The 25,490-nt window shown below is 74.7% G+C and carries 26 protein-coding genes; 8 read left to right on the forward strand and 18 right to left on the reverse strand.

Annotated features, from left to right (window positions below):
- Window positions 1-40: 40 nt before the first annotated feature.
- From LQ326_RS04225 to LQ326_RS04260, 8 genes are all read right to left on the reverse strand, one after another.
- The gene (locus tag LQ326_RS04225; RefSeq protein ID WP_234532604.1) at window positions 41-307 is read right to left on the reverse strand and encodes a HypC/HybG/HupF family hydrogenase formation chaperone; all 267 of its coding nucleotides are present in this window, start codon (window positions 305-307) and stop codon (window positions 41-43) included.
- 6 nt (window positions 308-313) lie between these two features.
- The gene (hypF, locus tag LQ326_RS04230) at window positions 314-2,602 is read right to left on the reverse strand and encodes a carbamoyltransferase HypF (protein ID WP_234532614.1); all 2,289 of its coding nucleotides are present in this window, start codon (window positions 2,600-2,602) and stop codon (window positions 314-316) included.
- On the reverse strand, window positions 2,599-3,120 hold the full coding sequence (locus LQ326_RS04235) for a hydrogenase maturation protease (RefSeq protein ID WP_234532616.1): 522 nt from the start codon (window positions 3,118-3,120) through the stop codon (window positions 2,599-2,601). Before LQ326_RS04235 ends, hypF begins: the two co-directional genes overlap by 4 nt.
- A gap of 123 nt (window positions 3,121-3,243) precedes the next feature.
- The gene (locus LQ326_RS04240) at window positions 3,244-4,419 is read right to left on the reverse strand and encodes a sensor histidine kinase (RefSeq protein ID WP_234532619.1); all 1,176 of its coding nucleotides are present in this window, start codon (window positions 4,417-4,419) and stop codon (window positions 3,244-3,246) included.
- A 41-nt stretch (window positions 4,420-4,460) separates the two neighbouring features.
- A complete protein-coding gene (locus LQ326_RS04245) occupies window positions 4,461-5,474 on the reverse strand; it encodes a SpoIIE family protein phosphatase (protein WP_234532621.1) in 1,014 nt (337 codons plus the stop codon).
- A complete protein-coding gene (locus LQ326_RS04250; RefSeq protein ID WP_234532623.1) occupies window positions 5,462-5,890 on the reverse strand; it encodes an anti-sigma regulatory factor in 429 nt (142 codons plus the stop codon). The genes LQ326_RS04245 and LQ326_RS04250 overlap by 13 nt, the downstream gene beginning before the upstream one ends.
- Window positions 5,891-5,892: 2 nt before the next feature.
- Window positions 5,893-6,249 carry an STAS domain-containing protein gene (locus tag LQ326_RS04255; RefSeq protein WP_234532848.1) on the reverse strand — a complete coding sequence of 119 codons (357 nt, stop codon included), beginning with the start codon at window positions 6,247-6,249 and terminating at the stop codon, window positions 5,893-5,895.
- A gap of 20 nt (window positions 6,250-6,269) precedes the next feature.
- Window positions 6,270-7,490, reverse strand: coding sequence for a PAS domain S-box protein (locus tag LQ326_RS04260; RefSeq protein WP_234532624.1), 1,221 nt, complete (start codon window positions 7,488-7,490; stop codon window positions 6,270-6,272).
- A gap of 315 nt (window positions 7,491-7,805) precedes the next feature.
- On the opposite strand from LQ326_RS04260, the gene LQ326_RS04265 reads away from it, so the two are divergent.
- A complete protein-coding gene (locus LQ326_RS04265) occupies window positions 7,806-8,831 on the forward strand; it encodes a 6-phosphofructokinase (RefSeq protein WP_234532850.1) in 1,026 nt (341 codons plus the stop codon).
- A 42-nt stretch (window positions 8,832-8,873) separates the two neighbouring features.
- Here LQ326_RS04265 and LQ326_RS04270 read toward each other — a convergent pair whose 3' ends face one another.
- Window positions 8,874-9,749, reverse strand: coding sequence for a universal stress protein (locus tag LQ326_RS04270; RefSeq protein ID WP_234532626.1), 876 nt, complete (start codon window positions 9,747-9,749; stop codon window positions 8,874-8,876).
- A 269-nt stretch (window positions 9,750-10,018) separates the two neighbouring features.
- On the opposite strand from LQ326_RS04270, the gene LQ326_RS04275 reads away from it, so the two are divergent.
- Window positions 10,019-11,071: a class I fructose-bisphosphate aldolase gene (locus tag LQ326_RS04275; protein ID WP_234532628.1), complete on the forward strand. Its 1,053-nt coding sequence runs from the start codon at window positions 10,019-10,021 to the stop codon at window positions 11,069-11,071.
- A gap of 85 nt (window positions 11,072-11,156) precedes the next feature.
- Here the strand turns inward: LQ326_RS04275 and LQ326_RS04280 are convergent, their stop codons facing one another.
- Entirely contained in the window at window positions 11,157-11,624 is a 468-nt protein-coding gene (locus LQ326_RS04280; protein ID WP_234532630.1) for an avidin/streptavidin family protein, read from the reverse strand.
- A gap of 368 nt (window positions 11,625-11,992) precedes the next feature.
- Here LQ326_RS04280 and LQ326_RS04285 point away from each other — a divergent pair, with 368 nt between their 5' ends.
- Window positions 11,993-13,048 carry a lysylphosphatidylglycerol synthase transmembrane domain-containing protein gene (locus LQ326_RS04285; protein WP_234532632.1) on the forward strand — a complete coding sequence of 352 codons (1,056 nt, stop codon included), beginning with the start codon at window positions 11,993-11,995 and terminating at the stop codon, window positions 13,046-13,048.
- 213 nt (window positions 13,049-13,261) lie between these two features.
- Here the strand turns inward: LQ326_RS04285 and LQ326_RS04290 are convergent, their stop codons facing one another.
- Complete coding sequence (locus tag LQ326_RS04290) at window positions 13,262-14,410, reverse strand: site-2 protease family protein (protein WP_234532634.1); 1,149 nt, start codon at window positions 14,408-14,410, stop codon at window positions 13,262-13,264.
- A 397-nt stretch (window positions 14,411-14,807) separates the two neighbouring features.
- Window positions 14,808-15,263: a pyridoxamine 5'-phosphate oxidase family protein gene (locus LQ326_RS04295; RefSeq protein ID WP_234532636.1), complete on the reverse strand. Its 456-nt coding sequence runs from the start codon at window positions 15,261-15,263 to the stop codon at window positions 14,808-14,810.
- 415 nt (window positions 15,264-15,678) lie between these two features.
- Here LQ326_RS04295 and LQ326_RS04300 point away from each other — a divergent pair, with 415 nt between their 5' ends.
- Together LQ326_RS04300 and LQ326_RS04305 are read left to right on the forward strand one after the other, a co-directional pair.
- Complete coding sequence (locus LQ326_RS04300) at window positions 15,679-15,837, forward strand: hypothetical protein (protein ID WP_234532638.1); 159 nt, start codon at window positions 15,679-15,681, stop codon at window positions 15,835-15,837.
- Window positions 15,834-16,463 carry an Rv1733c family protein gene (locus LQ326_RS04305; RefSeq protein ID WP_234532640.1) on the forward strand — a complete coding sequence of 210 codons (630 nt, stop codon included), beginning with the start codon at window positions 15,834-15,836 and terminating at the stop codon, window positions 16,461-16,463. The genes LQ326_RS04300 and LQ326_RS04305 overlap by 4 nt, the downstream gene beginning before the upstream one ends.
- Before the next feature lie 107 nt (window positions 16,464-16,570).
- Here the strand turns inward: LQ326_RS04305 and LQ326_RS04310 are convergent, their stop codons facing one another.
- Complete coding sequence (locus LQ326_RS04310; protein ID WP_234532642.1) at window positions 16,571-17,236, reverse strand: CBS domain-containing protein; 666 nt, start codon at window positions 17,234-17,236, stop codon at window positions 16,571-16,573.
- 355 nt (window positions 17,237-17,591) lie between these two features.
- Here LQ326_RS04310 and LQ326_RS04315 point away from each other — a divergent pair, with 355 nt between their 5' ends.
- The 3 genes from LQ326_RS04315 (at window position 17,592) to LQ326_RS04325 (ending at window position 19,470) form a co-directional block, all read left to right on the forward strand.
- On the forward strand, window positions 17,592-17,801 hold the full coding sequence (locus tag LQ326_RS04315; RefSeq protein WP_234532645.1) for a hypothetical protein: 210 nt from the start codon (window positions 17,592-17,594) through the stop codon (window positions 17,799-17,801).
- Window positions 17,802-17,975: 174 nt separating this feature from the next.
- Window positions 17,976-18,878 (forward strand): universal stress protein, encoded by a 903-nt coding sequence (locus tag LQ326_RS04320; RefSeq protein ID WP_234532647.1) that lies wholly within the window; start codon window positions 17,976-17,978, stop codon window positions 18,876-18,878.
- Between the two features lie 112 nt (window positions 18,879-18,990).
- Window positions 18,991-19,470 carry a universal stress protein gene (locus LQ326_RS04325; protein ID WP_234532851.1) on the forward strand — a complete coding sequence of 160 codons (480 nt, stop codon included), beginning with the start codon at window positions 18,991-18,993 and terminating at the stop codon, window positions 19,468-19,470.
- Between the two features lie 281 nt (window positions 19,471-19,751).
- Here LQ326_RS04325 and LQ326_RS04330 read toward each other — a convergent pair whose 3' ends face one another.
- The 5 genes from LQ326_RS04330 to LQ326_RS04350 are packed head-to-tail and all read right to left on the reverse strand — an operon-like array spanning window position 19,752 to window position 25,411.
- Complete coding sequence (locus tag LQ326_RS04330) at window positions 19,752-20,408, reverse strand: potassium channel family protein (RefSeq protein ID WP_234532649.1); 657 nt, start codon at window positions 20,406-20,408, stop codon at window positions 19,752-19,754.
- Complete coding sequence (locus LQ326_RS04335; protein WP_234532651.1) at window positions 20,405-21,064, reverse strand: potassium channel family protein; 660 nt, start codon at window positions 21,062-21,064, stop codon at window positions 20,405-20,407. The genes LQ326_RS04330 and LQ326_RS04335 overlap by 4 nt, the downstream gene beginning before the upstream one ends.
- Entirely contained in the window at window positions 21,061-23,910 is a 2,850-nt protein-coding gene (locus LQ326_RS04340) for a cation-translocating P-type ATPase (RefSeq protein ID WP_234532653.1), read from the reverse strand. The genes LQ326_RS04335 and LQ326_RS04340 overlap by 4 nt, the downstream gene beginning before the upstream one ends.
- The gene (locus tag LQ326_RS04345; RefSeq protein WP_234532660.1) at window positions 23,900-24,361 is read right to left on the reverse strand and encodes a CBS domain-containing protein; all 462 of its coding nucleotides are present in this window, start codon (window positions 24,359-24,361) and stop codon (window positions 23,900-23,902) included. Before LQ326_RS04345 ends, LQ326_RS04340 begins: the two co-directional genes overlap by 11 nt.
- A gap of 57 nt (window positions 24,362-24,418) precedes the next feature.
- Window positions 24,419-25,411, reverse strand: a complete 993-nt coding sequence (locus LQ326_RS04350; RefSeq protein ID WP_234532662.1) for an Acg family FMN-binding oxidoreductase — start codon at window positions 25,409-25,411, stop codon at window positions 24,419-24,421.
- Window positions 25,412-25,490: the final 79 nt, after the last annotated feature.

Raw genomic sequence — 25,490 nt, forward strand, 5'->3', positions numbered from 1 at the left:
CGGCCGCGGCAGGGGCCGACCGGCCCTTCGCGGGGGCCGGTCAGGACCGTCGGGGGAGCGGCTCACCCAGCTCTCCTTCCACCGCCCCGGCCATGGCACGCAGCACGTCCAGCGTTCGGCGTGCCTCGGCCTCGTCCACCCGGGTGATCGCGAAGCCGACGTGCACGATCACGTACGAGCCGACGTCCGCGTCGGGCGTGCAGCTGAGACAGACCTCGCGCCGGACGCCGCCGAAGTCGACGGTGGCCATGCGCAGACCGGCGTCGTCGTGGATCTCCAGGACGCGTCCCGGGATGCCCAGGCACATGCGGACTCACCTCTCCCCGGCCAGCCGCGCGGCCGCGACCGCCGCCTGGCCGTAGCTGATGCCGCCGTCCCCGACCGGTACCTGCTCGCCGACCAGCACCCGGAGCCCCTGCGCGTGCAGCCGGCGTCTGACCTCGGTCAGCAGCCGGCGGTTGACGAAGCAGCCGCCGCCCAGGCACACCGTGCGGGGCGCGCCGTCGGCCACGGCCCGGGCGACGAGTCCGGCGGTGACGATCGCGAGGGTCAGGTGGAAGGCGGCGGCCAGCCGGGGCACCGGTTCCCCGCTCAGCCGCCGCTCCAGCAGATCGGTGAGGGTGGCCGTGCTGTCGTACACCCACAACCCGTCCGCGCGGACCAGGCGGTGGGCGAGCGGCACCGCGTGTTCCTCGCCCGCCACGGCTTCGAGGAGTACGGCCGCCTCGCCCTCGTAGGAGACCCGGTCGGCGAGGCCGAGCAGCGCGGCCACGGTGTCGAAGAGCCGCCCCGCGCTGGAGGCCCGCGGGCAGTTGACGTTCCGCACGACCATGGCGCGCACGGCGGCGACCTCGGCCGCGTCGAGGCGGTCGGTGAAGCCGCGGACGAGCCGGGGGTCCGGGAGCGGGCCGGACGGCGTCTCGGCGCCGAACAGGTGCCCGAGGGCCGTCCGGGAAGGACGGCGCACGGCCGCGTCGCCGCCGGGCAGGGGCGCGGTCGCGAACCTGCCCACGCGGCGGTAGCCGCTCAGTGTGGCGACGAGGATCTCGCCGCCCCACAGGGTGCCGTCGTCGCCGAGGCCCAGCCCGTCGTAGGCCACCCCGGTGAACGGCCCGCGCACCCCGTGCTCGGCCGCGCAGGCGGCCACGTGCGCGTGGTGGTGCTGCACCGCGATCCGGGGCAGCGGCTGCCGCGCCGCCCACTGCGTGGACAGGTAGCCGGGATGGAGGTCGTGCGCGAGGACCTGTGGCCTGATGCCGGTGAGGTGCCGCAGATGGTCGTACGACGCCCGGAACGCCTCGAAGACCGCCAGGCCGGAGAGGTCGCCGGTGTGCGGGCCGAGGTGGGCCCGGCCGTCGGCGGCCAGCGTGAACGTGTGCTTCAGGTGTGCGCCCGCCCCGGCCACCGGTTCCCGTACGGCGAGCGGCAGCGGGGCCGGGGCCAGGCCGCGGGCGCGGCGGACGGTGATCCGGGTCCGGCCCGCGAACTGCACCACGGAGTCGTCGTAGCGGGCCCGGATCGGCCGGTCGTGGGTCAGGAAGCCGTCGGCGACACCGGCCAGGTCCCGGCGGGCGGCGTCGTCGTCGACGGCGATGGGCTCGTCGCCGAGGTTGCCGCTGGTGACCACGAGCGGGCGGTCCAGGTCGTCCAGGAGGAGGTGGTGCAGGCCCGTGGTGGGCAGGAACAGACCGGCCCGCGGCAGGCCGGGATGCACGCCGTCGGCCAGGGGCGGGGTGCCGTGCCACGGGAGGCGGGCGAGCAGGACGACGGGGCGTTCCGGGGCGGTGAGCGCCTTGCGGGCCGTGGCACCGATCCGCGCCAGCCGGGCCGCCTCCCGCACGTCCTTCACCATCACGGCGAAGGGTTTGGCCGGACGGCGCTTGCGGCGCCGCAGCTCGGCCACGGCGCGTGGATCGCGCGCGTCGCACACCAGCTGGTAGCCGCCGAGCCCCTTGACCGCGACGATCCCGCCGTCGGCGACGGTCTTGACCGCCGCGCGCAGCGCCTCCTCACCACGCAGGTCCTCCCAGGCCAGGCACGGGCCGCAGACGGGGCAGGCCACGGGCTCGGCGTGGAAGCGCCGGTCGCCCGGGTCGGCGTACTCGGCCGCGCACCTACCGCACATCGGGAAGCGGCGCATGGTGGTACGGATCCGGTCGTAGGGCAGATCCTCGATGATCGTGGCCCGGGGACCGCAGTCGGTGCAGTTGACGAACGGATACCGGTAGCGGCGGTCGGCGGGGTCACGCAGGTCGCGCAGGCAGGCGGCGCAGATCGCCGCGTCGGGCGGAATCTCCCGCGGGGCCGTGTCGTGGGCGGCAGGCGGGCTGTGCCGGACCCGGAAGCCCGGGGTGCGCGGCGCGTGACGGGTGCTCTCCGTCAGCCGCACTTCGCGGACCAGCGCGAGCGTCGGCGCGCGGTGGCGCAGGCGGGCGGCGAAGACGTCGACGGCGCCCGGCGGACCGGCGACCTCGCCCTCGACGTGCCCGTTGACGTTGGCCACCCAGCCGTCCAGCCCCAGTTCGGCCGCGGTGCGGTAGACGAAGGGCCGGAAGCCCACGCCCTGGACGATCCCGTCCACCCGGAAGTGCCGCACGGTCATGACCGCTCCCCGGATACCGGGCTCCCGGACACCGCGCCCAGGTGACGGGCGATCTCGCCCTCGACCGCTGCGACGAGGCCGGGCACCGCCGCGGCGACGGCGGGCGACAGGCCGGTGCCGAACGAACCGTCGGCGCCCTCCACGGCGTACACGACCAGACGCTCCGGCAGCCGGCCCAGGACGCGCGCGAGTTCGACCGCCTCGCCCAGCCCCAGACCGTGGGTGCTGGTGGCCGACGGCGGCACCACGTGCCCGGAACCGAGTTCGAGCCGGTGCACCCGCCCGGGTGAGCCCGGGTGCGCGTGGGCGGCGTCCACGACCACGGCGAGACCGGCGTCCTCCCAGAGCGCGATCAGCCGCCCGGGATCGCCGTCGCTCGTGGCGAACCGGGTGCCGGGCGGCAGCGACCGCTCGCCGGCCCGCTCCCGCAGCCCGGCGACCACGGCCCAGCCCACGCCGTCGTCGCGCCGGAACTCGTTCCCTACGCCGACCACGGTGACGCGCGCGCGTTCCCTCATGGCCCCCACGGTGCGGCGCGCCGCGAGGGTCTCACAGGGGCCGAACGACCCATCCGGGGGGCCGGTGCGCCCTCCCGGTACCGGCGGCCCCGGGACCGCTCCCGCGGTGCCGCCCGCGGCGCGTCAGGTCGTGGCCGCCGAGCGGGCGCCGGCCAGGGGGATGCGCCAGCGCAGGCGGGTGCCGCCTGCCGGGGCGCGGCCGACGGCGAACGTACCGCCGAGTTTCTCGGCGCGGCGGCGCAGGTTGGTGAGCCCGCTGCTGCGGGTGACGGCCGGGTCGATCCCGCGGCCGTCGTCGGTGATCTCCAGCAGCAGTTCGGCGTCGGCACGGACGAAGACGGTGACGGCGGAGGCCTGGGCGTGCCGGGCCGCGTTGGACAGGGCCTCGCGCAGCACGGCCAGCAGATGGGCGGCGGTCGCGTCCGGGAGGGACGCGTCCACCGGGCCCTCGAACTCGACGGCCGGGGCGAAGCCGAGCCGGGGCTGGGCGGCCGCGGCCTCGTCGAGGACCTGGGCGCGCAGGCTGGCCGCCTTCTGCGCGGGCTGGTGGAGATCGAAGATGGTGGTGCGCAACTCGCGGATGGTGGCGTCGAGTTCGTCGATGACGGTGTGCATCCGGTCGGCATCGGGTCCGTGCAGCCGGGCGGCGGTGCTCTGCAGGGCGAGTCCGGCGCCGAAGACCCGCTGGATGACCATGTCGTGCAGATCACGGGCGATACGGTCGCGTTCGGCCATCACCTCCCGGTCGGCCCGGGCCGAGGCCAGCTCGGCCTGGGCGGCGAGCTGGTGGGTGATGTCCCGGGCCGTGGCGCAGTATCCGACCAGCGCCCCGTCGGCGTCCCGCCGCGCCGACACGGTGACGGCCACGTCGACTTCCGTGCCGTCCGCGCGGTGCCAGCGGCACTGGTGTGACTCGGCACGCCCACCGGAGCGGATCTGCTCCACCGCCGTGCGGAACTCGGCGCGTGCCGCGTCCGGCATGAGGGTGCCGACCGCCTCCCCGGCGATCTGTTCCTCGGTGTGGCCCAGCAGGCGGCGGGCGCCCGGATTCCACGTTTCCACGCGCAGCTCGGAGTCCAGGGAGAGCATGGCGTCGTCGGAGGAGGCGACGATGGCCGCCAGCCGGGCCTCGGCCCGCCGGGCGTTCTCCAGCTCGGTGTGCAGGGCGATCAGGCCCCGGTTGGTGTCCTCCAGCTCCTGGCGCAGCTCGTCGATCAGGTGCGCCTGACGTGCCGAACCGGTCTGCCGGGGCGTGTCGTGGGAGTCGTCGAGCGGGCGGAGGCCGTCGGGGTTCCCCATGGCTGACCGTCCTTCGGCTGAGGTGGGTTGAGGCTGCTCCATCATGCCGTGCCGTCGGCGCGGACCACGAGCACGGTGGCGTCGTCGGTGGACCGGCAGTGGTCGCGGTGCAGCACCGCGGCGACCACTGCCGGGTGGTGCTCCAGCAGGCGTGGGTGCTCGTCGAGGTGCCAGCCGGACCGGATCCCGTCGCTGGCCAGGACGAGGACACTGCCGGGTTCCCACGGGCAGTGCTGGGAGCGGGTGGTGGGCGGCGGGAAGTGGGTGCCGAGGGTTCCGGGGCGGTCCAGCAGATGGACGCTGCGGCCCGCGGTGAGAACACGTCCGGTGATGTTGCCGACCGCCGTGTAGGTGAGCTCGCCGCGCTCGGGATCGATCAGGCAGGTGCCCAGCACACCACCCCGGGTGCCCCGCATCGCCTCGTGGGCGCGCTTGACCAGGGTGTCCGGGTCGGCGGCCGGGTCACGCCCGAACACGGTGACCGCGGCGCGGGCCGCGGCGGCGGCGGCCGGACCGTGCCCGAGGCCGTCGACCACCATGGCGGCCGGCCTGCGGCCCGGCGCGACGGCCCAGGCGTCCCCGGACTCGCCGTCGCCGCCGAGGGGGACGTTCACGGCGCCGAACCGCCAGCCGCCGGCCGGGGACGCGTCGCCGCTGCCGAGCCGGGCGTAGACGACCGTACCGCGCCTGGAGGAGTAGCAGTCGAACTCGGCGGCCTGCCGGCGTACCACGCTCAGTCCCGCGTTCAGCCCGCGCCCGCGGGTGGGGGGAGCGGCCGCGGCGGCGGGAGCGAGGGCTCCGGCAGGCATCCCAGGACCACGGTCGACGGAGATCAGCTCGATCCCGTCGCCGGCCTTGCGGACGAGCACATAGCCGCCGGGATGGGCGTGCCGGACCAGGTTGGTGCCCAGTTCGGTGGCCACCAGCTCGGCCGTGCCGGGACGCAGCCCGCTCTGGCCGGCCGCCAGCCGGGCCACCGTGCGGCGCAGCGCGCCCACGTCCTCCTCGGGTCCGACGACGCAGAGCCGGTGCGCGGCCTCGCTCACCGCTGCCATTTCACGATCACCACGGTCGTGCCTGATCCGGTCGCGGAGGTCAGGGTCAGCTCGTCCACGAGCCGGCGCGCGCCCGGCAGCCCCAGCCCCATGCTGCCGCGGGTGCTGAAGCCGTCGGTCATGGCCAGATCGACGTCGTCGATCCCCGGGCCGTCGTCGGCGAACGTGGCCCGTACCCCGAGCTTGCCCTGGCGCCGCACCTGCTCGACGCGGACCCGCCCGCGGCGGCCGGTGGCGTAGTTGAGGATGTTGCGGGCCAGTTCGCTGCCCGCGGTGATCAGCTTGGTCGTGTCGACGAGGTTGAGCCCCGCCGCCTCCGCCTCGGTGCGCAGCACCTTGCGGACGCGGATCAGATCGGACTCGTCGACGATGTCGAACACGGCCGGCCCGCGGCCCGTTTCCGTCTCCGTCGGCATGGTCAGTCCAAACCGGTGTCGCCGCGGCGCAGCCGCTCCAGCAGGGCCAGGCCCTGCTCGGCGTTGAGCGCGGTGTCCAGGTGGCCCATGGGGACGCCGAGTTCGACCAGGGTGATGGCGACGGCGGGCTGGATCCCGACCACCGCCGCCTGCGCCCCGAGCAGCCGGACCATGGCCACGATGCGGGCCAGGACCCGGGCGATGAAGGAGTCGACCATGGTCAGCCGGCTGACGTCGATGAGCATGCCGGTCGCGGCCGTACGGGAGACCTCCCGGGTGAGCTGTTCCTCGATCCTGATCACGGTGGTGTCGTCCAGGTCGCCCTGGAGTGCCACCAGCAGCGTGTCGCCGATCCGCATGACCGGCACCACGTCCTCGTTCACCGCGGCTCCCCGGACGTCAGCGTCCGCGCGGCCGTCTGCGCCGTCCCGGACCGTTCGGCCAGCACGGTGAGTGCCAGTTGCAGTGCGTCCTGCAGGGTGCCGCGGGAGCGCAGCCGGCCCATGTCGATGCCCAGGTGGACCATGGACTGAGCGGTCTCCGGGCGGACCCCGCTCATGATGCTCACCGTGCCCATCAGCGCGGCCGCCTGCACCGTCTTCAGCAGATGCTGGGCCACCTGGGTGTCGATGGTGGGTACGCCGCTGATGTCCAGGATGGCGACCTCGGCCTGGGACCGGGCGATGCTGTCCAGCAGTCCCTCGGTCAGGCGGGTGGCGCGCAGGGTGTCCAGTGTGCCGATGATCGGCAGCACCAGGATCTTGTCCCACACCTGGATCACCGGCGTGGACAGCTCCAGGATCTCGTCGCGCTGGCGCTGCAGCCGCTGCTCGGTCTCCCGGCGCTCGGTCACGTCCCGGATGGCGGCGGCGACCAGCCGGCCCTCGGCGGTCTCCAGCGGACTCAGGCTGATCTCCACGGGGAACTCGGTGCCGTCCCGCCGCAGCCCCCACAGCTCCAGACCGGCGCCCATCGGCCGCACCTGGGGGGCGGCGAGGAACCCGCTGCGGTGGCCGAAGTGGTCGCGGCGGAAGCGCGTCGGGACGAGCACCTCGATCTCCTGGCCGACCAGTTCGTCGCGCTCGAAGCCGAACAGCGCCTCGGCCTGCCGGTTGACCAGGACGATCCGCGCGTCCGGCCCCACGATCACCATGGCGTCCGGGGCCGACTCCAGCAGCGCGTGGAACAGCGACTCGGTCCGCGCCGACTCGGTGACGTCCCGCAGGACCTTGACGAACCCGGTCACCGAACCGTCGTCCCCGACGACCGGCGTCAGGGTGATGTGGGACAGGAACCGCTCACCGCTCTTGGTGACCCGCCAGCCGTCGAACTCGCGCCGGCCGTGCTGCCGTACCGTTTCCAGTTCCTGGGCCATCAGCCCCGCGTCCCGGTCCTCCGCCGTCTGCAGCACCGACACCGGCCGTCCCAGGATCTCGGCCTCGGTGTAGCCGGTCAGCGCCTGAGCGCCGCGGCTCCAGCGCGCCACCTCACCGGCCGGGCCCAGTTTGATCACGGCGTGATCGGCGAGCGCGTCCAGCATCGCCTCCAGATCGCGCAGCCTCGGCTGCGGATCCTGTCCGTCCGCCGATGATGCAGTCATCCCCAGGCCCCGCCCTTCACCTATCAGCGATCCGCAGACCGGTCCCCATGATCGTACACGTGTTCCCGATCACCGGCGCGGCTGATGCTACCTGCCGGGAGCCGCCGGACAGGCCTGTTTCGCCATGCTCCGGCCTGCCTTCGCACCGGGCCTGTCGTGGCGCCCGCACGGCTCCTCGGGCCGGTCCCCGTCGCCGTACGGCCCCCGATGCGCGCGTCGCGCGAGTCGCCGACGCGAGCGCCGTCGCCCAGAATGGATCTCACGATCGGCAGAGCACCTCACCCAGGCACAGAGGGGGAGGGAACCATGAAAACCATGAAGGTGGGAGTACTGACCGGCGGCGGTGACTGCCCCGGTCTCAACGCCGTGATCCGCAGCGTCGTCCGCAAGGGCGTCCAGGAGTACGGCTTCGAGTTCGCCGGCCTCCGGGACGGCTGGCTCGGGGCGCTCCAGGGCCATGTGGTGCCGCTGGGCGTCCCCGAGGTGCGGGGGATCCTGCCGCGCGGCGGAACCATCCTCGGGTCGTCCCGCACCAACCCGTTCAAGCACGAGGACGGCGTGCGCCGCATCCGGGACACCCTCACCGCGCACGGCATCGACGCCCTGGTCGTGATCGGCGGCGAGGACACGCTGGGCGTCGCCGCCGAGCTGAGCCGCCAGGGGATCCCGATCGTCGGCGTGCCCAAGACCATCGACAACGACGTGCCCGGCACCGACTACACCTTCGGCTTCGACACGGCCGTGGGCATCGCGGCCGAGGCCATCGACCGCCTGCACACCACCGCCGAGTCGCACATGCGCACCCTGGTGGTGGAGGTGATGGGGCGGCACTCCGGATGGATCGCCCTGCACGCCGGTGTCGCGGGCGGCGCCAACGTGATCCTCATCCCGGAACGGCCGTTCGACATCGACCAGGTGTGCGCCTGGGTGAAGAGCCGCTTCGAGTTCCACTACGCGCCGATCGTCGTCACCGCCGAGGGAGCCGTCCCCAAGGAGGGGCAGATGGTCCTCAAGGACCGGTCGCTGGACGAGTACGGCCATGTGCGGCTGTCCGGGATCGGCGACTGGCTGGCCCGGGAGATCTCGGAACGCACCGGCACGGACGCCCGTACGACCGTGCTCGGCCACGTCCAGCGCGGCGGCACGCCGAGCGCCTTCGACCGGTGGCTGGCCACGCGCTTCGGGCTGCACGCCGTCGACGCGGTCAAGGACGGCGCCTTCGGCACGATGGTCGCCCTGAACGGCACCCGGATCGTCCGGGTCCCGATCCCCGACGCCGAGACGCCGACCAAGGTGGTCGATCCGTCCCTGTACGAGGAGTTCGAGGTGTTCTTCGGCTGACGGCCGAGGAGCTCCTGGACCGGCCGGCCGGGTCCGCGGGCGTCAGCCGCCGTGCGGTACGACCGCCACCGGGCAGCCGGCGTGGTGCAGTACGGCGTGCGTGACCGGTCCCAGCCGGCCCCCGCCGCCCCGGCCCACGACCAGCAGACCGGCTTCGCGGGAGGAGTTCAGGAGCGCCTGCGCGGGATGCAGCAGCACGACATCCGCGCGGACCGTCACCTCCGGATACCTCTCCTGCGGGGCGCGCAGGGCGTCGGACAGCCGCAGAACCTCCTGGTCCTCCCAGGTGGCACGGTCCTCCTCGGCCACGAACAGCGTCCTGGGCGAGACGGCCTCGGCGGGGAAGACCCAGGCCTGCACCACCCGGAGGACCGCGCCGCGCCCGCGGGCCGCTCCGAACGCGAAGTCCGCCACCTCCGCGACCGGGCGATGCGCGTCGAACCCCACCACCACCGGAGGGACGGCGCCCGCCGGACGCGTGCCGTTCCCGAAACCGCCGAGCCGCCGTCCGGGCACCACGACGACCGGGCAGTCGGCCGCGGCCGCCACCCGAAGGGCCACCGAGCCGGCCGCGAGGCCGTCGAAGCCGCCCGAGCCCCGTGCCCCGACCACCAGCAGCCCGGCACCGGCCGCCAGGGACAGCAGCGCCTCGGCCGGGGCGCCGGCGCTCTGCTCGCCGCGCACCCGCAGCTCCGGGTGACGGGCACCGAGGTCGGCGATCACGCCCTGGACGATGCGCTCACCCACCCGGCGCAGCGTCTCCCGGGCCTGGTCGGGAACCTCACCGCCGGGCAGTGGCGGAGTGGCGTGCACGAGGTACAGGGGAACATCCCGCAGCACCGCCTCCCGCGCCGCCCACTCGGCCGCGGCGAGACTGTGCCCGGATCCGTCGACACCCGCCAGTACGGGCTGACCCATCGTGTCCTCCTTCGCCCGCCGGGCCCGTTCACGCGCTCCCGCACTGTTCCACCGCGGAGCCCTCGGAAGTCCCGGCGGACGGGACGTTCGCCCGCACGCGGGCCGTTCGGCCCCGGCGAAGGACCCGACCGGCTCTGCCGGACGGTCCGCCCGCGCGGATGATGGGCAGGGAACCCGCGACACGGCCGCACGGCCCGTGGCACGTCCCGTTGCCCGCAGGTGTGCGGCCGTCTCCCTCGGCATTCCGCGGGACAGGAGAGGCGGAGACCATGACCGACATCCAAGAGCTGCTGGGCGATGAGGCGAAGGACCTGCTGACCTACTCCGCCCAGGGAATCCCGCGGGACGACCTGGTCCTGCCCGGCCCCGACTTCGTCGACCGGGTGGTGTCCGGGACCGACCGCTCGCCCCGGGTGCTGCGCAACCTGCAGTCACTCTTCGACCAGGGCCGGCTGGCCGGCACCGGATACGTGTCGATCCTGCCGGTCGACCAGGGCATCGAGCACTCCGCGGCATCGGCGTTCGCCCCCAACCCCCGCTACCTCGACCCCGCGAACATCGTCGAACTCGCCCTCGAAGGCGGCTGCAACGCGGTGGCCAGCACCCTCGGTGTGCTCGGCGCGGTGTCGCGGCGCTACGCGCACCGGATCCCCTTCATCGTCAAGCTCAACCACAACGAACTGCTCACCTACCCGAACCACTACGACCAGATCCTGTTCGGCGACGTCCAGCAGTGCTTCGACCTCGGCGCGGTCGGCGTCGGCGCCACGGTCTACTTCGGCTCGGAGCAGTCGGACCGCCAGCTGCGGGAGGCCAGCGAGGTCTTCGCCAGGGCCCATGAACTGGGCATGTTCACGGTGCTGTGGTGCTACCTGCGCAACTCCGCGTTCAAGAAGGACGGCGTGGACTACGCGGTCTCCGCCGACCTCACCGGCCAGGCCAACCACCTCGGTGTGACGATCGAGGCCGACATCGTCAAACAGAAGCAGGCCGAGAACAACGGCGGCTACCGCGCGCTGGACTTCGGCAAGACCCACCCGCTGCTGTACGACCGGCTCACCACCGACCACCCGGTCGACCTCACGCGCTGGCAGGTCGCCAACTGCTACATGGGCCGCGTCGGTCTGATCAACAGCGGCGGCGCGTCGGCCGGCCAGGGGGACCTGGCCCAGGCGGTACGGACCGCGGTGATCAACAAGCGGGCCGGCGGCACCGGCCTCATCACCGGCCGCAAAGCCTTCCAGCGCCCCACCGAGGAGGGGGTCGGACTCCTGCACGCCGTCCAGGACGTCTACCTCGACGAGAGTGTCACCGTCGCCTGACGGGCCTGACGGGCCTGACGGGCCTGACGGGCCTGACGTGGCGGGGTGGCCGGGGGCCCGGCGCCCAGCGGGCGTCCCGGGCGCCTCAGACCGGCGTCACCTCGCCGATGCCGGTGCCGGCATCTGTGCCGGCCGGGCCGGGGCGGGAGGCGGTCCCGGCGTGCCGCAGACGCCGACCGGCGTCTTCCGGGGAGGGCGGCCGGCGGGTGAAGACGTCCTGTCCGACGGCCGTGGCCTCCCAGGTGTTGGCCGCGATCGCGGACACCGTGAGCAGCCAGGCGGCGCAGATCCGCTCCTCGCCGTCCTCGTGGTACTGGCCGCTCCAGCTGGTCACCGACTCGGCGTCGGTCCGCTCGTTGCGCCAGGCCACCGTCCAGCCGAGCGGCGTCCCGCGGTCCGGGACCGCGGCCGCCTCGTAGCGCCCGACCAGCGGGTACCCGCCCACCGCGTGACCGGTCGCCGAGAAGTAGGTGCCCTTGACACCCCCGGTCGGTTCGACCGTGATCCGCATGTGCGAGCCGATCTCGTTGTACCAGTCTCCGCTGATACTCATCGTTCGTCCTCCCTCAAAGGCGCGCGGGGCGCCGCGTGGCTCCGCGTTCGGAACCGCGGTCACCGGCCGGACACGAGGCGCCTCCCGGCGTCCGGCGGCGGGTGGCGTCGTCCGCCCTTCTTCCTCCCAGTACAGATGCGTCACTCCCCGGGCCACCAGGGCCGAACAGACCGTCTCCGCGGCCACCCGGCCTCAGGAGTCCCCTGCGATGTCCCGGGCGGGTGACGCCCGGCAGGCCGCACCCGGCTGCGCGCGCCGGCGCCGGGCGGCATCGTGGTCCGTGGCAGCGGGGTGACCACATGCGACGGCGTACCGATCCCGCTGCCGCGACCGGCTCCGCCGCTCGCGCCGACTCTCGAAGGGGTTCCATGCCGCAGCCGGGGACCCCAGCCGGGGACACCGGACCGGAGCCGGGCGACGTCACCCGGCCGGGCCGGATCTGGTGGCTCTGCTCGGTGCTCGTCGTGGCGGCCGCGGTGGTGGCCGCCGTCTTCCGGCGGAGTGAGATCGCGCAGGCGTACCACCTGGTCGCCCGCGTCCGGCCGGCCGGTCTCGGCGCCGCCGTCGCACTCGAGGTGATGTCCCTGCTGTGTTTCGCGGCCGTGCCGCGGTGGCTGCTGGCGGTGGGGGGCGTGCGGTGGAGCATGGCCAGGATGACGTGTACCACCGTGGCCGCCAACGCGATGTCGGGTGCGCTGCCGGCCGGCGCGGCCTTCTCGGCCGCCTGGCTGTTGCGCCACCTGTCCCGGCGCGGTGCGGGCGGGGTGCTCGCCGCCGCCGTCCTGGTGACCGCGGGCGCGGCGTCGGCGGCGGGCCTCTTCCTCGTCTTCGCCCTCGGCGTGGCGGTGGCCGGCCGGACCGGCCCCGGCGCCCTGGTGCGCCCGGTCGTGGACGCGCTGCTGCCCGTTCTCCTCGCCGCGCTGGTGCTCCTCGCCCTGTCCCGCTACGGCGGCTTCCGCCGCCTGCTGCGCCGCCTCTGGGCGGGCACGGGCCGGCGGTTCCCGCGGGTACGCCGCGCGGAGTCGGACTTCGCCGGAGTACTGCGCCAGGCCCGCGCGGCACAGCCCCGGCCGCTGCCCTGGCTGTGGCCGCTCGGGTACGCCTTCCTGAACTGGGTGTTCGATGCGGCGGCCCTGACCGCCGGGATGTCGGCCCTGGGCATCGAGGTGCCCTGGCGGGGACTGCTTCTCGCCTATGCCCTCACCCAGCTGGCCGGCAGCCTGCACCTGACACCGGGGAACCTGGGCATCGCCGAGGCGACGCTGTCGGCCCTGCTCGCCCTCTGCGGACTGCCGGCCGCGCAGGCGATCGCCGCGACGTTCCTCTACCGCGTCATCAGCTACTGGGCGCTGCAACCCATCGGCTGGACCTGCTGGGTCGGCCTCGCCCTCGAAGAGGCACACGCGGCGCACGACGGTCTCTGACCGGCCCCTGCCCGCGCGGACCCCCACCGGTCCGGTCCTCGGTGCGGTGCCGGGAACCGCCGGCGAGGGCGTGGTGGACGCCGGGGATCTCGCGGTCGACGCCGGGCAGGCCGTGGACGGCGTGCCCGGCGCCGCGCACGGAGTACGCGACGGTGAAGACGACGTCCTCCGGCATCTTTGTGAAGCGGCCCTTGCTCGCGGGGACCGGTGCGCTCACCGCCGCTGCGGCCCCGGCCGGCCGGACGTGGCCGGCCAGGTCAGGGCGCGGGCGATGTCGGACAGGGCGAGGATGCCGGCGGGACGGCCGTCCGCGAGGACCAGGGCGCGGCGGACCGGGCTCGCCTCCAAGCGGGCGAGCACGTCCAGCACCGGCTCCTCCGGAGTGGCGACGACGCACTCGGAGAGGGGGAGCATCGCCTCGCGGACCGTGGTCCTCGCACGTTCCTGGGGCGGTGTGGCATCGAGGCGCCGAATCGTCAGCAGCCCGATCACCGTTCCGTCCGCCGCCGTGACGGGGAACGTGGAATGACGGTAGTGGCCGAAGGGTCCCTCGGCCAGGAAACCGGCGAGCGTCGCGTTGGCCGGCACGGTGACCGGGCCGCCGGTCATGACACGGCTCACCGGGACGCCGTCCAGGACCCCCCGGATCTCCGCCTGCCGGGCCTCGGACGTGGCGGCGGCGATGAGGAACCAGCCGAGCAGGGCGGCCCACAGCCCGGAGAGGTCACCGCGGAGGAGAACCGCGGCGAACCCGGTGACCACCATGAACCAGCCCAGCGCCCGGCCCGCCGCCGAGGCGCCCCGCGTGGCCCGCAGCCGGTCACCGGTGCGCCGCCACAGGTACGCCCGCAGCAGCCGGCCGCCGTCGAGCGGGGCGGCGGGCAGCGAGTTGAAGACGGCCAGTAGGACGTTGATCGCGGCGAGCCAGGCGACCGCCTCCACCAGCAGCGCCGACGCGTGCAGCGCGTCCAGCCCCACGGCCGCGCCGGCCAGGAGGCCACCCGCCAGCAGGCTGGTGAGCGGACCCACACTGGCGATACGGAATTCGGCGGCCGGCGTGGGAGCCTCGCCGCTCAGCCGGGCGGCGCCGCCGAGCATCCACAGAGTGACGCCCTCGACCGGCACGCCGTTGCGGCGGGCGACCACCGCGTGTGCCAGCTCGTGTGCCAGCAGGGACGCGAGGAAGACCACCGCGGTCAACAGCCCCAGCGCCCAGTACAGCAGGGCGGAATGGCCGGGATGGGCGGCGGGGAAGCGGCCCTGTGCGAGCGCGAGGGTCACCAGGACGACGATGACCAGCACGCTCCAGTGGAGGCCGACGCGCACCCCCGCGATCCGGCCGAGTGACAGCGTCTCTTCCATCGGCTCGCCTCGTCTTTCACGGGCTCACGGCCCTGTGTGCATGGTGGATGCGGTGCCCGGGCCCACCGGTGGCCCCGGCCTCGGTGGCGCCTGCCGCCGCACAAAGCCTCGCGGACGTCCACCGGCCGCACCATGAGGCGAGCGACCCCGTCCGATGGGCCACTGCGGGCAGCCACGGGGCCGACCGGCCCTGCCCCGCGGCAGGAAGGGGCGCCGGTACGCGATCCCGACGAACAGCCGGGGCAGCTTCCGGCCGGACACCGCTTCGCGGCCGTCCGCCCCGCCCGCGGGCGCCGTCGAGGGCGAAGCCGATCGCGGCCCCGGGCGAGCCCGGTCGGCCCCCGCGCCGGGCCGGGCTGCGGGGCGCCGGTCGCGGTCGCGGCGCACGGGTGACCGCTCAGTCCTCGTCGCCGACGACGGCGATGCCGGTCACCAGGTCCGGGTGGATGCGCACCGCGTGTTTCATGGTCCGGTCCAGCCAGGGACGCAACAGCGACTCGTAGCGGGCGAGTTCGCGCGGGTCGGTCACCAGGTGCGCGAAGCCGGTGACCACCACGCTCCAGCCCAGGTGGGTGTCCGGATCGATGACATCGGCCTCGTAGGCGACCACCACCCCGGTGCCGTCGGCCTGCCGGGTGCGGGAGGTCAGGGCGGCGCCCTCGTGGGTGCGGATGACGATGTCGCCGTCGACCAGCACATGGTTGACCGGGCGGACGGTGGGCAGGGCCTGCCGTGTGAAGACGATCCGCCCCAGCGACACCGTGCCCAGCAGTCGCAGCGCCTCCGAGCTGTCGAGCTCGACACTCCGGCGCGCACCGGCGACACGGGCGGGTGCGCTGTCCTCGTTGACCATGGCGGGGTTCCGTCGGTGAGTCGTCCCCCGGCGCGGCGGACGTGCCTCGTCGAGGTGCTGAAGGTCGGGTGAACGGAGCGACACCGCGGGGGATCGGCGCCGCTCCTGGCTCAACTCTCTTCCCGGACGTGCTCCGGCGCAGGTGCCGTTGGTCCCGCGACGGGGGCCGATCGGCCCTTATGCACCGGTGCACCGGCCGGGGCCGCCTGCTGCGGGCGGACGCCCACCACGGCTCCGGCTGTCAGGAGCCCGGCCGTGGCCGACCACGGCCGCCGGGGGTGCCGCGCGCCGTGGACGGCCGCCGGCCTGAGGAAATCCGGACCGCTGCCCGGGGCCGCTCGGCCCATGCCCCGGCGCGGCCGGGTGGCCGAGGCTGAAGGTGCCGAAGTACGGCATCTGACTGCTGGAGGCCGCCATGACCGGCACCTCGTCCGCGGTGCGCGACGTGACGCCCCGCGATGTCGCCGCCCTGCGCCGCGACGCGGCGTTCAAGTGCATGGCCGAGGCCGAGGCCAGGCGGCGGTGGCTGATGAACACCCCGGCCGTCACCACGCGGGGAGGCGCCCGATCATGAACCGCGACAGCTCCCGGAAGCAGGCAGGCGCCGGCAGCCGCCGGAGGCGGGGCCGGTCGTGGTGGTGGCGATGGCGGCGCAATCCGCTGCGGCGGCACAGCGACGTCGTGGAGGCCTGGATCGTGCTCGCGATCTGGGCCGTCGCCCTGCTCGGCGGAGTGCTCGCCGGCTGGGCCGTGGCCCAGACCGTCGATCACACGTTCGCCGAACGGCGGGCCGACACCCGCTCGGTGTCCGCCGTACTGACCGAGGACGCGGCGGAGGGCACGCCCGTCACGGCCGGTTACGACATCGGCAGGACATGGGTCACGGTCCGGTGGACGGCCGCGGACGGCACCGTGCGCACCGGCCGGGCCAAGGCCGTCCCCACGGCCGCCGCCGGCAGCCACGTCCAGGTCCGGGTGAACGGTCGCGAGCAGCTGGTCAGCGCTCCGCCGAGCAAGGCGGCGGCCACCTTCGAGACGGTCGCGGCCGGTGTGCTCGGCTGGCAGCTGACCGTGACCGCGGTCTACGGCGGCGGCCGGCTGGTCCGCCGGCGGCTGCTCGGGCGCCGTCTCGCCGAATGGGACGACGAGTGGCGGCGAGTCGGCCCCCAGTGGCGCAACTTCAGCGGCGGCAAGGGCTGACCCCCGCACAGCCCCTGCGCGAGGGCTGCCCGCTGGACACCGGTCCGCGCGGATACGCACCGGGCTCCGGTCCCGCGAGGTGTGCGGGACCGGAGCCCGGTGTCGCGTCAGTCGGCGTCGCTGCGGACGGGGACGGGGCACAGATGGCAGCGCACGTCCACCACGCCCTCCACGGCGCGTGCCAGACGCTCGGCGACCGGCACCAGATCCATGCCGTCGACCCATCCGGTGAGGGTGACCACCCCCTCCGTGACCTCCACCTGGATGTGGTCGGCCGACAGGGGGAACAGCCGCTCGACGACCTCCCGGCGGACCTCCTCGGTGAGTTCCTCGTCTTCGCGGAGGAACACCTTGAGCAGGTCCGCGCGGCTGACGACGCCTCGGAGCAGGCCCACGCCGTCGACGACCGGCAGCCGCTTGACCCGGCGCCGCGCCATGATGCGGGCGGCCTCGGCCAGGGTGGCGTCGGCGTGCACGGTCACGGCGGGCGCGCTCATCAGATCCTTGGCGGTCAGGCCGCCGGCCTTGGCCAGATCGGCCGACCGCTCCCGCTGTACGAACCGGTCCGGATCGCTGTCCCGGAACTCCTCCTTGGGCAGCAGATCGGCCTCGGACACGACACCGATCACCCTGCCCTCGCCCTCCAGCACGGGAAGGGCGCTGATCTTCCACTGGTCCAGCAGCGCGACGACGTCCTTGAACGGGACGTCACGGCCGACGGCCACGGCGGCGCGGGTCATCACGTCGCCGACGGTGTGCGGACTGCCGTGCATGGTTGCCTCCTCTGCCTCCTCGGGATCCTCCCCGTCCCAGCGTGGGCCCGGCACGGGCCGGGGGCCAAGGGCCGCCCAGACCCTCCCGGAGGGACTCTTCGGCCCCATGGCGGCCCGCCGGTACCCCCGCACGCCGGAGAGACCCGCGGCCCGGCTCGTCGGCCGGCGGCGCGGGCCCCGGCCCGGCGGACGACCGGCGGGAGGCGGGAGGAGGCAGGAGGGAGGTGGGCCGGTCGGCCCCCCGGGTCAGGACGGTCCGCACCGTCGGCCGGACCGCTCGGCTCAAGCGCCCCCGGGGCCGGCGGAGTTGGCTGTAAGGGAGGGGAACGACCCCGACATAGGGAGGGCGAGAACAGTGGGCACGAGCCTCACGACGGAGTTCTGGGAGCGCTTCTCGGTCCTGCTGGTGCTGGCGCTGGCCATGACGGCGATCCTCACCGCGGTCTTCACCGCGCTGTTCGACGCGCTCACCGCCCGGCTGCGCGGCCGGCGTCCGCACCCCGCCACGCCACGGATCCCGCGTCCGCGCGTGCCGCACGACCGGCCGACCCCCGTCCACCACTGAACCGGATGAACCGACCCGGCGGGCCCGGTGCCCGGCGGGCGCTCTGCCCCGCGCTGCCAGGGGGGGGCACCGGCGGGCCGGTCGGCCCCGGCTGAGGCCCTTGCGGCCCCTGCCCCGCCGACGGCTCGCCGCATGAGCTGGCAACAGGAGAAACCCTTACGAGGAGGTGTCGTCATGGTGCCGTGCCTGGTCGCCGGAGTCGACGGGTCCGAACAGAGTCTGGCCGCCGCCGCGTGGGCGGGCCGTGAGGCCGTACGGCGTGACCTGCCGCTGCGGCTGGTGCACGTCTGGGACTGGCATCCGCGCCGGCAGGACGGCGCGATCGCCGCCGCCGCGGGGCGCCACCTGGCCCGCCGGACGTTGCGGCAGGCCGAGGAGTGGGTGCGGGCCGCCTGTCCGGACGTCCGGCTCCAGGACGAACTGGTGGAGGGGCCGGTCGTCACGGCTCTGGTCAAGGAGGCCGAGCGGGCGGAGCTGCTGGTGCTGGGCTCGCGCGGGCTGAGCGGCTTCACCGGCTTCCTGGTCGGCTCGGTCGCGCTGGGCGTGGTCGCCGAAGCCACCCGTCCCGTCGTCCTGATCCGGGCGGACGAGGACGCGGCGGACGAACACCTTCCGGCAACCGACGGCAGCGCCTCGACCCGCACGGGCTACCGGGACGTCGTCCTCGCCGTCGACGTGGCCGACGCCTGCGACGAGACCATCGAGTTCGCCTTCGAGGCGGCCCGGCTCCGGCACGCCCGGCTGCGCGCCGTGCACGCCTGGCACCGGCCCGGTCCGCTCAGTCTCGGCGCCGGTGAGATCGGCCTGGTGGACGACCCACGGCAGGCCGAGGAGTGGCTGGGCTTCCTCAGGGCCGTGCTGCGGGTGTGGCGCGACAAGTACCCGGACGTGGCGGTGCTGGAGACGGTGGCCGAGGACAAGGCCTCGACGGTACTGGTCCGGGCCGCGGCCGAGGCGGGCCTGCTCGTCGTCGGGCACCGGCTCACCGAGCGGCCGGTCGGTCCGCGCACCGGCCCGGTCACCCATGCCGTGATCCATCATGTCGGCTGCCCGGTGGCCGTCGTTCCCCACACGTGAGGCGGCCGGAAGCCCCCCGTCCCGCCGCCTGGCGCCCGCGCCGGGCGGCGCGCAGCGTGGAGGAGGGGGCGGCCGGGCAGCCGGAGAAGAGGTGGCACGCATGGACGAACGCATGGACAGGGATGCCTCCGAGCGACGGGTCGTCGTCGGCGTCGACGGGTCGCCGTCCTCGTACGCGGCCCTGCGCTGGGCCCTGCGGTACGCCGGCCTCGTCGGCGGCGTCGTGGAGGCGGTCGCCGCCTGGGAACTGCCGGGCCTGTACGGCTGGTCGGCGCCCGCCGTGGACTTCGAGATCGACGCGGAGGACGCCCGGGACCGGATGCGGCAGGAGTTGACCGACGTACTCGGCGCGGACGCGGTGAGCACGGTCCGTTCCCGCCTGGTGCACGGCAACGCCTCCGACGTCCTGCTGCGGGCCGCGGAGGGCGCCGAGGCGCTGGTCGTCGGCAGCAGAGGGCGGGGCGGCTTCGCCCGCGCCCTGCTCGGCTCGGTCAGCCAGCAGGTCTCCCAGCACGCCACCTGCCCGGTCGTGATCGTCCGCGCCGGACAGCCCGGACAGCCCGGAGAGCCCGGACAGCCCGGTCATCCCTGACGGCCCTGACGGTCCGGAGACGGTCCCGGCGGCCCTGACGGCCCTGACTGCCCGGTGACGGCCCCGACGGCGACAGCGGCGACGGCGCCTGGACGGCTCGGACAGCCCTGACGGCGCCCGGCGCCAGGACACCGGACGACCCCGGACAGCGGACAGGCCCGGACACCGGACGACCCCGGACACCGGACGGCCCCGGACAGCGGACAGCCCCGGACACCGGACGGCCCGGACAGCGGGCACGCGGCAACCGGGCACGCCGTAACCGGGCACGCGGTAACCGGTCACTGGAAGGCCGCGTGGATCTCCTGCTCGGTGGCCTCGTGTGAGACGAGCAGCAGTTCGTCGCCTGCCCGGAGCCGTATCTCCGGGCCCGGGACGGTCGGCCGGCCCTCGCGCACCACGGTCGCCACGACGGTGCCGGCGGGCAGCGTGATCTCGCCCAGGGTGTGCCCGGCCGCCCTGGACTCCGCGGTGATCGCGGTCTCGATGACCTCGACGCCCGCCTTGCTCAGGCGCAGCAGCGCCACGGTGTCCGTGGCCCCGGTGGCCTCCTCGATGAGCGAGACCAGCGGGGTGGCCGCGGGCACCGGCACGTCCACGCCCCACCGGCGGTCGAACAGCCAGGCGTTCTCCGCGTCGTTGACCCGGGCCGCCACCCGCGCCACGCCGAACCGCTCCTTGGCGAGCAGGCTGATGACCAGGTTGTCCTCGTCGCGGCCGGTGACGGCGATGAGGACGTCGACGGTGCGGGCCCCCGCCCCGGCCAGCAGGCCGGGCTCCGAGGCGTCCCCGGCCACCAGCCGCACCTGCGGCATGCCGTCGAGTTCCGCGAGCCGCCCGCCGTCGCGCTCGACGAGGGTGACCTCGTTGTGCGCGGCGGCCAGCACGCGCGCGATCTGGGTGCCGAGCCGGCCCGCACCGGCGATCAGGACCTTCATGTTCCCAGCTCCTTGTCGAGGAAGCCGCGCAGCCTGCCGAGCGCGGTCGCGGCGACGGCGAAGGTGACCAGGTCACCGGGTTCGGCCGCGACGCCGTGGGCGGGCAGCAGGGAGCGGCCGGCCCGGGTGATCTCCACGACCCGGATCTCCCCGTCGACGTCGAACGCGGTGAGCGGACGCCCCGCGAGGTAGTCCGGGATCTCGGAGCGGACCAGCAGCGTCTCGCCGTTGCCGAAGGCGAGTTCCGGGGTGAGGTGGCGGTGCAGCAGCATCTGGTGGATGCGGCTGACGGCCCAGCGGACGCTGGAGACGGCCGGGATGCCGAGATCCTGGTAGATGTCGGCGCGGCGGGGGTCGTGGAGGCGGGCGAGGACGATCGGGACCCGGTAGGTCTCCTTGGCGGTCCGCGCACTGACGATGTTGGTGTTGTCGGCGGAGGTCGCCGCGACGAAGGCGTCGGCACCGCCGATGCCGGCCGTCTCCAGTACGGGACGGGCGAAGGCGTTGCCGACGTGGAAGGCGCCGGGGAAGCCCACCGGCAGCAGCTGGTGCGCCGTGGGCCGCCGGTCCACCAGCCGTATGTCGTGTCCTTCGGTGGCGAGCTGCGCGGCGAGGGTGGCCCCCACGCGGCCGCAGCCCACGATGACGACTCTCATCGCTTTCCTTCCTTCGCGGCCGCCGGGTGGCGCCGCAGCAGCCGTTTCCGGCACTCCTCGGCGGCCAGCAGCAGGGCACCGAAGCCGGTCAGGACCGCCCAGTCGGCGGCCGTCAGCGGGGCGGTGTTGAAGACCGCCTGGAGCGGTGGCGCGTAGCTGACGGCGGCCATCAGCGCGATGCCGAAACCGCCCGCGGCCAGCAGCCAGGGGTTGCTCAGCAGCCCGGCCCGGAACACGCTCTGCCGGTCGGTGCGCACCGCGAGGGCGTTGAAGAACTGGCTGACGACGATGCCGGCCTGGACCAGGGTGATCGCCTCCCGGTAGGCGGGGGTGTCCTTGGTGAAGTCCGCGTAGGGGATGCCGGACGCGTGGATGTGCCAGAAGAAGACGGCGCACACACCGAGGGCCTGGATGCCGCCCAGGAAGAGGATGCGGCCCACCACGGCCGCCGAGAACAGCCGTTCCCGGCGGGGCCGCGGCGGGCTGTCCATCACGTCGGGCTCCGCCGGCTCGGCGCCGAGCGCCAGCGCGGGCAGCACGTCCGAGCCGAGGTCGATGGCGAGGACCTGGACGGCGGTGATCGGCACCAGCGGGAAGCCGGCGAAGGTGGCCGCGAGGATCGGGACGAGTTCGGCGATGTTGTGGCTGAACAGGTAGATCAGGAACTTGCGGATGTTCCGGTAGACCGAACGGCCCAGCCCCACGGCGGTGGCGATGGAGGCGAAGGAGTCGTCCAGCAGCACCATCACCGCTGCCTCCCGGGCGACGTCGGTGCCGGAGGCGCCCATGGCCACCCCGATGTCCGCGTGCTTGAGCGCGGGCGCGTCGTTGGCGCCGTCCCCCGTGACGGCGACCACCTCGCCCCGCCGCTGGAACGCCGTGACCACCCGCATCTTGTGCTCGGGGCTGACCCGGCACAGCAGCAGTTCGGCGGAGCCGGCCAGCAGCGCGTCCAGCCCGCTGTCGTCCAGCGCGTCCAGCCGCCCGCCGGTCACCACGGTCGGATCCGGCCCGCGGACGATCCCGACGCGGCGGGCGACGGCCTCCGCGGTCAGCGGATGGTCCCCGGTGACCATGACGATCCGGATCCCGGCCCGCCGGCACGCGTCCACCGCGTCCCGGACCTCGGGCCGCGGCGGGTCGTACATCCCGGCGAGTCCCAGCAACGTCAGCTCCGACTCCACGTCGCCGATCGGCGGGCGCGGCCCGGCCACCCGCCGCGCGGCGACCGCCAGCACGCGCAGCCCCTGCCCGGCCATGCCGTCCGCGGCGGCGGCCACCTCGGTGCGGGCGGCATCGGTGAGCGCGACCGGCGCGCCGTCCCGGCCGACGGCCGTGCAGCGGGCCAGCAGTTCGAGCGGCGCCCCCTTGACGTACGCGACGTACGTCCCGTCGGCGGCGCGGTGCACGGTGCTCATCAGCTTGCGCACCGAGTCGAAGGGATACTCCGCGACCCGGGGCGTACGGGCCTCCTCCGCCGCCGGATCCAGGCCGGCCTTGCGGGCGGCCACCACCAGGGCGCCCTCGGTGGTGTCGCCCAGCACCCGCCACGCGTCCCGCCCGTCCGGCGGCACCAGCCGCGCGTTGCCGCACAGCGCCGCGGCCCGCAGCAGCTCCCGTACGGGCGCCGCGTCGGCGACCTCGCCCTGGGGCGCGTACCCGACGCCGGTCACGGGGTGCGGCACCCCGTTCGCCCACAGCCGTACGACGGTCATCTCGGCCTGGGTGAGCGTGCCCGTCTTGTCGGTGCACACCACGCTGGTCGAGCCCAGCGCCTCGACCGCCAGCAACCGCTTCACCAGCGCGTGCCGGCGGGCCATCCGGCGCACCCCGATCGCCAGGGAGACGGACAGCGTCGCCGGCAGTCCCTCCGGCACCAGCGCGACCATCACGCCGAGCGCGAAGACGAACGTGTCCACGAACGGCTGCCCGCTGGGGACGCGCAGCGCGAACACCACGGCCCCCGTCGCCAGCGCGGCACCGGCCACCCGCCGGGCCATGGCGGCGACCTGACGCTGCAGCGGGGTCTGCTGCCGGGGCGCCGCGGCGGTGAGCCGGAAGATCCGCCCGAACTCGGTGGCGGTCCCGGTGGCGAACACGACGGCCTCCGCAGTCCCGGCCACCACGTCGGTGCCCATGAACACACAGTTGCGGGCGTCCAGCACGGCGCCCGCGGGTACCGGGTCGGCGACCCGTGCGACGGCGTCGCTCTCGCCGGTCAGCGCCGCGTTGTTGACCGCGACCTCCTGCGCCCGGACCAGCCGGCAGTCGGCGGGCACCGCGTCCCCCGCCTCCAGGACCACCACGTCACCCGGCACCAGATCCCGCGCGGGCAGCTCCCCGGGCTCACCGCCCCGCAGCACCCGGCAGGTGTGCGGCACCATCGCCTGCAGGGACTCCGCGGTGCGCTCGGCGGAGTACTCCTGAGCGAAGCCGATGCCCGCGTTCAGCAGCACCACGCCGAGGATCGCCACGGCCAGCTCGAGCGTGGCCGCGTCCCGCGGCCGGCCGAGCAGGTAGGCGAGGAAGGTGATCGCCGAGGCGATCAGCAGGACGACGGCGAAGAGGTCGGTGAACTGCGCGAGCAGCCGCCGCCCCAGCCCGCCGCGTACCGCGGCCGGCAGGTCGTTGGCGCCGTACCGGGCCTGCCGCGCCGCCGCCTCGGCCGGGGTGAGCCCGCGCGGGCTGCCGGCCAGGGCGGCGAAGACGTCCGCGGCCGGCAGACAGGGGACGGCGGCGACGGGTCCGGCGGTCCGGGGCCGCCCGACCGCCGCCCTGCCCGGATCCGCCGGGGAGACGTGGTGCTCGCGCACCGCGGGTGTCCCCGGAGCCGGATCAGAGCCCATGCGGCGTCCCGCCCGCCGAGTCGGGCCCGGACGGTTCCTGCAGCACGGTCCGGGCGAGCGGCCCCAGCAGGTCGCCCAGCCGGCGGAAGACGTCGAGGAACAGGTCGTCGATCGTCAGCACGCCCGTCACCCGGCCCAGCTCCAGGACCGGCAGCCGGCGCACCCCGGTGCGGCTGAACGCCCGGTAGGCCGCCTGGAGGTCGTCGCCCGCGTCTACGGTGACCACCCGGTCCGACATGACCGCGCGTACTTCCGCGTCCTGGCCCAGGCCGCCGCCCAGACCGCGCAGGGCGATGTCGCGGTCGGTGACGATGCCCACCAGCGCCCCCGCGTCGTCGACGACGAGGACCGATCCGACGGCGGCCTCGGCCATCCGCCGGGCCGCCTCCACCAGCCGCACGTCCGGTGCGACCGTCACCGGCGGCGCGGTCATCGCCTCGGAGATCCTCATACGACAGCTCCTCATGGTGGGAAGGGAACAACGCGGGCACGGTAGGCGCACCGCGTCTCAGACGACGTCGAGCACCTCGGGCACCGGACGCCGGGGACTGGGGCTGCCCTCAGGGCCGTAGCCGAACCGGATGACCATCTGCACATGGGCCATGCCGGAACTCGGGTCGCGGGTCACCCAGCGCAGCTCCGGCCACTCCAGGGTCTGGGACGTCATCGAGGTGACCAGCCCGCCGGCCGTGGCCGTCAGCAGGACCCGCTCCAGCGCCTGACCCGCGCGCAGCCAGTCCGCCGGTCCGTCGTGCCCGGTACCGAGCAGGGCGAGCTGCGGGTTCCGCTCGAACACCGCCCAGCCGCGTCCGGGCACCGGCCGTCCGGCGGCGAAGTCGCGCACCGGGGTCGCCGGGCCGTACCGGCCGGGGCCGAACGCCTCGACGGGTATCCCGTCCGACGGCCCCTGGTCGCCCGCCGGCCCGGTCCGCGTCCAGCGGATCGTCTCGGCGCGCCGGCCTGGGTCGAGTTCCTCGCGACCCTCGGCGTCCTCCACCAGCTCCAGCAGTTCCTGCACATGCCAGGTGCCGGGAAAGACCAGTTGCGCACCCTCGGCGCCCGCGGCCTCGCACATCTCCTCCCGCAGGCCGGCCGGTATCGGCCGCTCGCTGTAGGGGTGACGGCTGGAGTGGCGCCGGGGGATCGCCGGGTGCAGGGCGGCGAGAGCCTGGTCGGGCGGTCCGGTGCCGTTCAGGGCCACCTCGGCGAGGAGCGCCGGGTCCGCCGGGTCCGGCAGCAGCCGGACGACCGGGGCGCGTCCCGCCGCGGCGGCGGCCACGCGCAGATTGAACAGGGCGGCACCGCAGCCCATGTGCAGGCCACGGGTGTCCGGGTCGGTACGCGGCAGCGCACGCGACTCGTCGGCGTACAGGCGCAGGACGCCCTCGGCGGCGAGATGACGGAACCGCCACGGCTGCGCGTTGTGCTGCGACGGCGCCGCCGTGGCGTCGGCCACGAGTGCGGTGAGCGCGTTCGCGTCCACGTCGTCTGGAGCGGTCACGGTGACTCCCTTCGCCGGGCCCCGGTTCCAGCGTGGACGATCACCACCGCGGCGGGGCATGGGCCGCATGGACCCGGCG

The sequence above is a fragment of the Streptomyces shenzhenensis genome, from assembly GCF_021462265.1.
GTDB classification, from domain to species: Bacteria; Actinomycetota; Actinomycetes; order Streptomycetales; family Streptomycetaceae; genus Streptomyces; species Streptomyces shenzhenensis.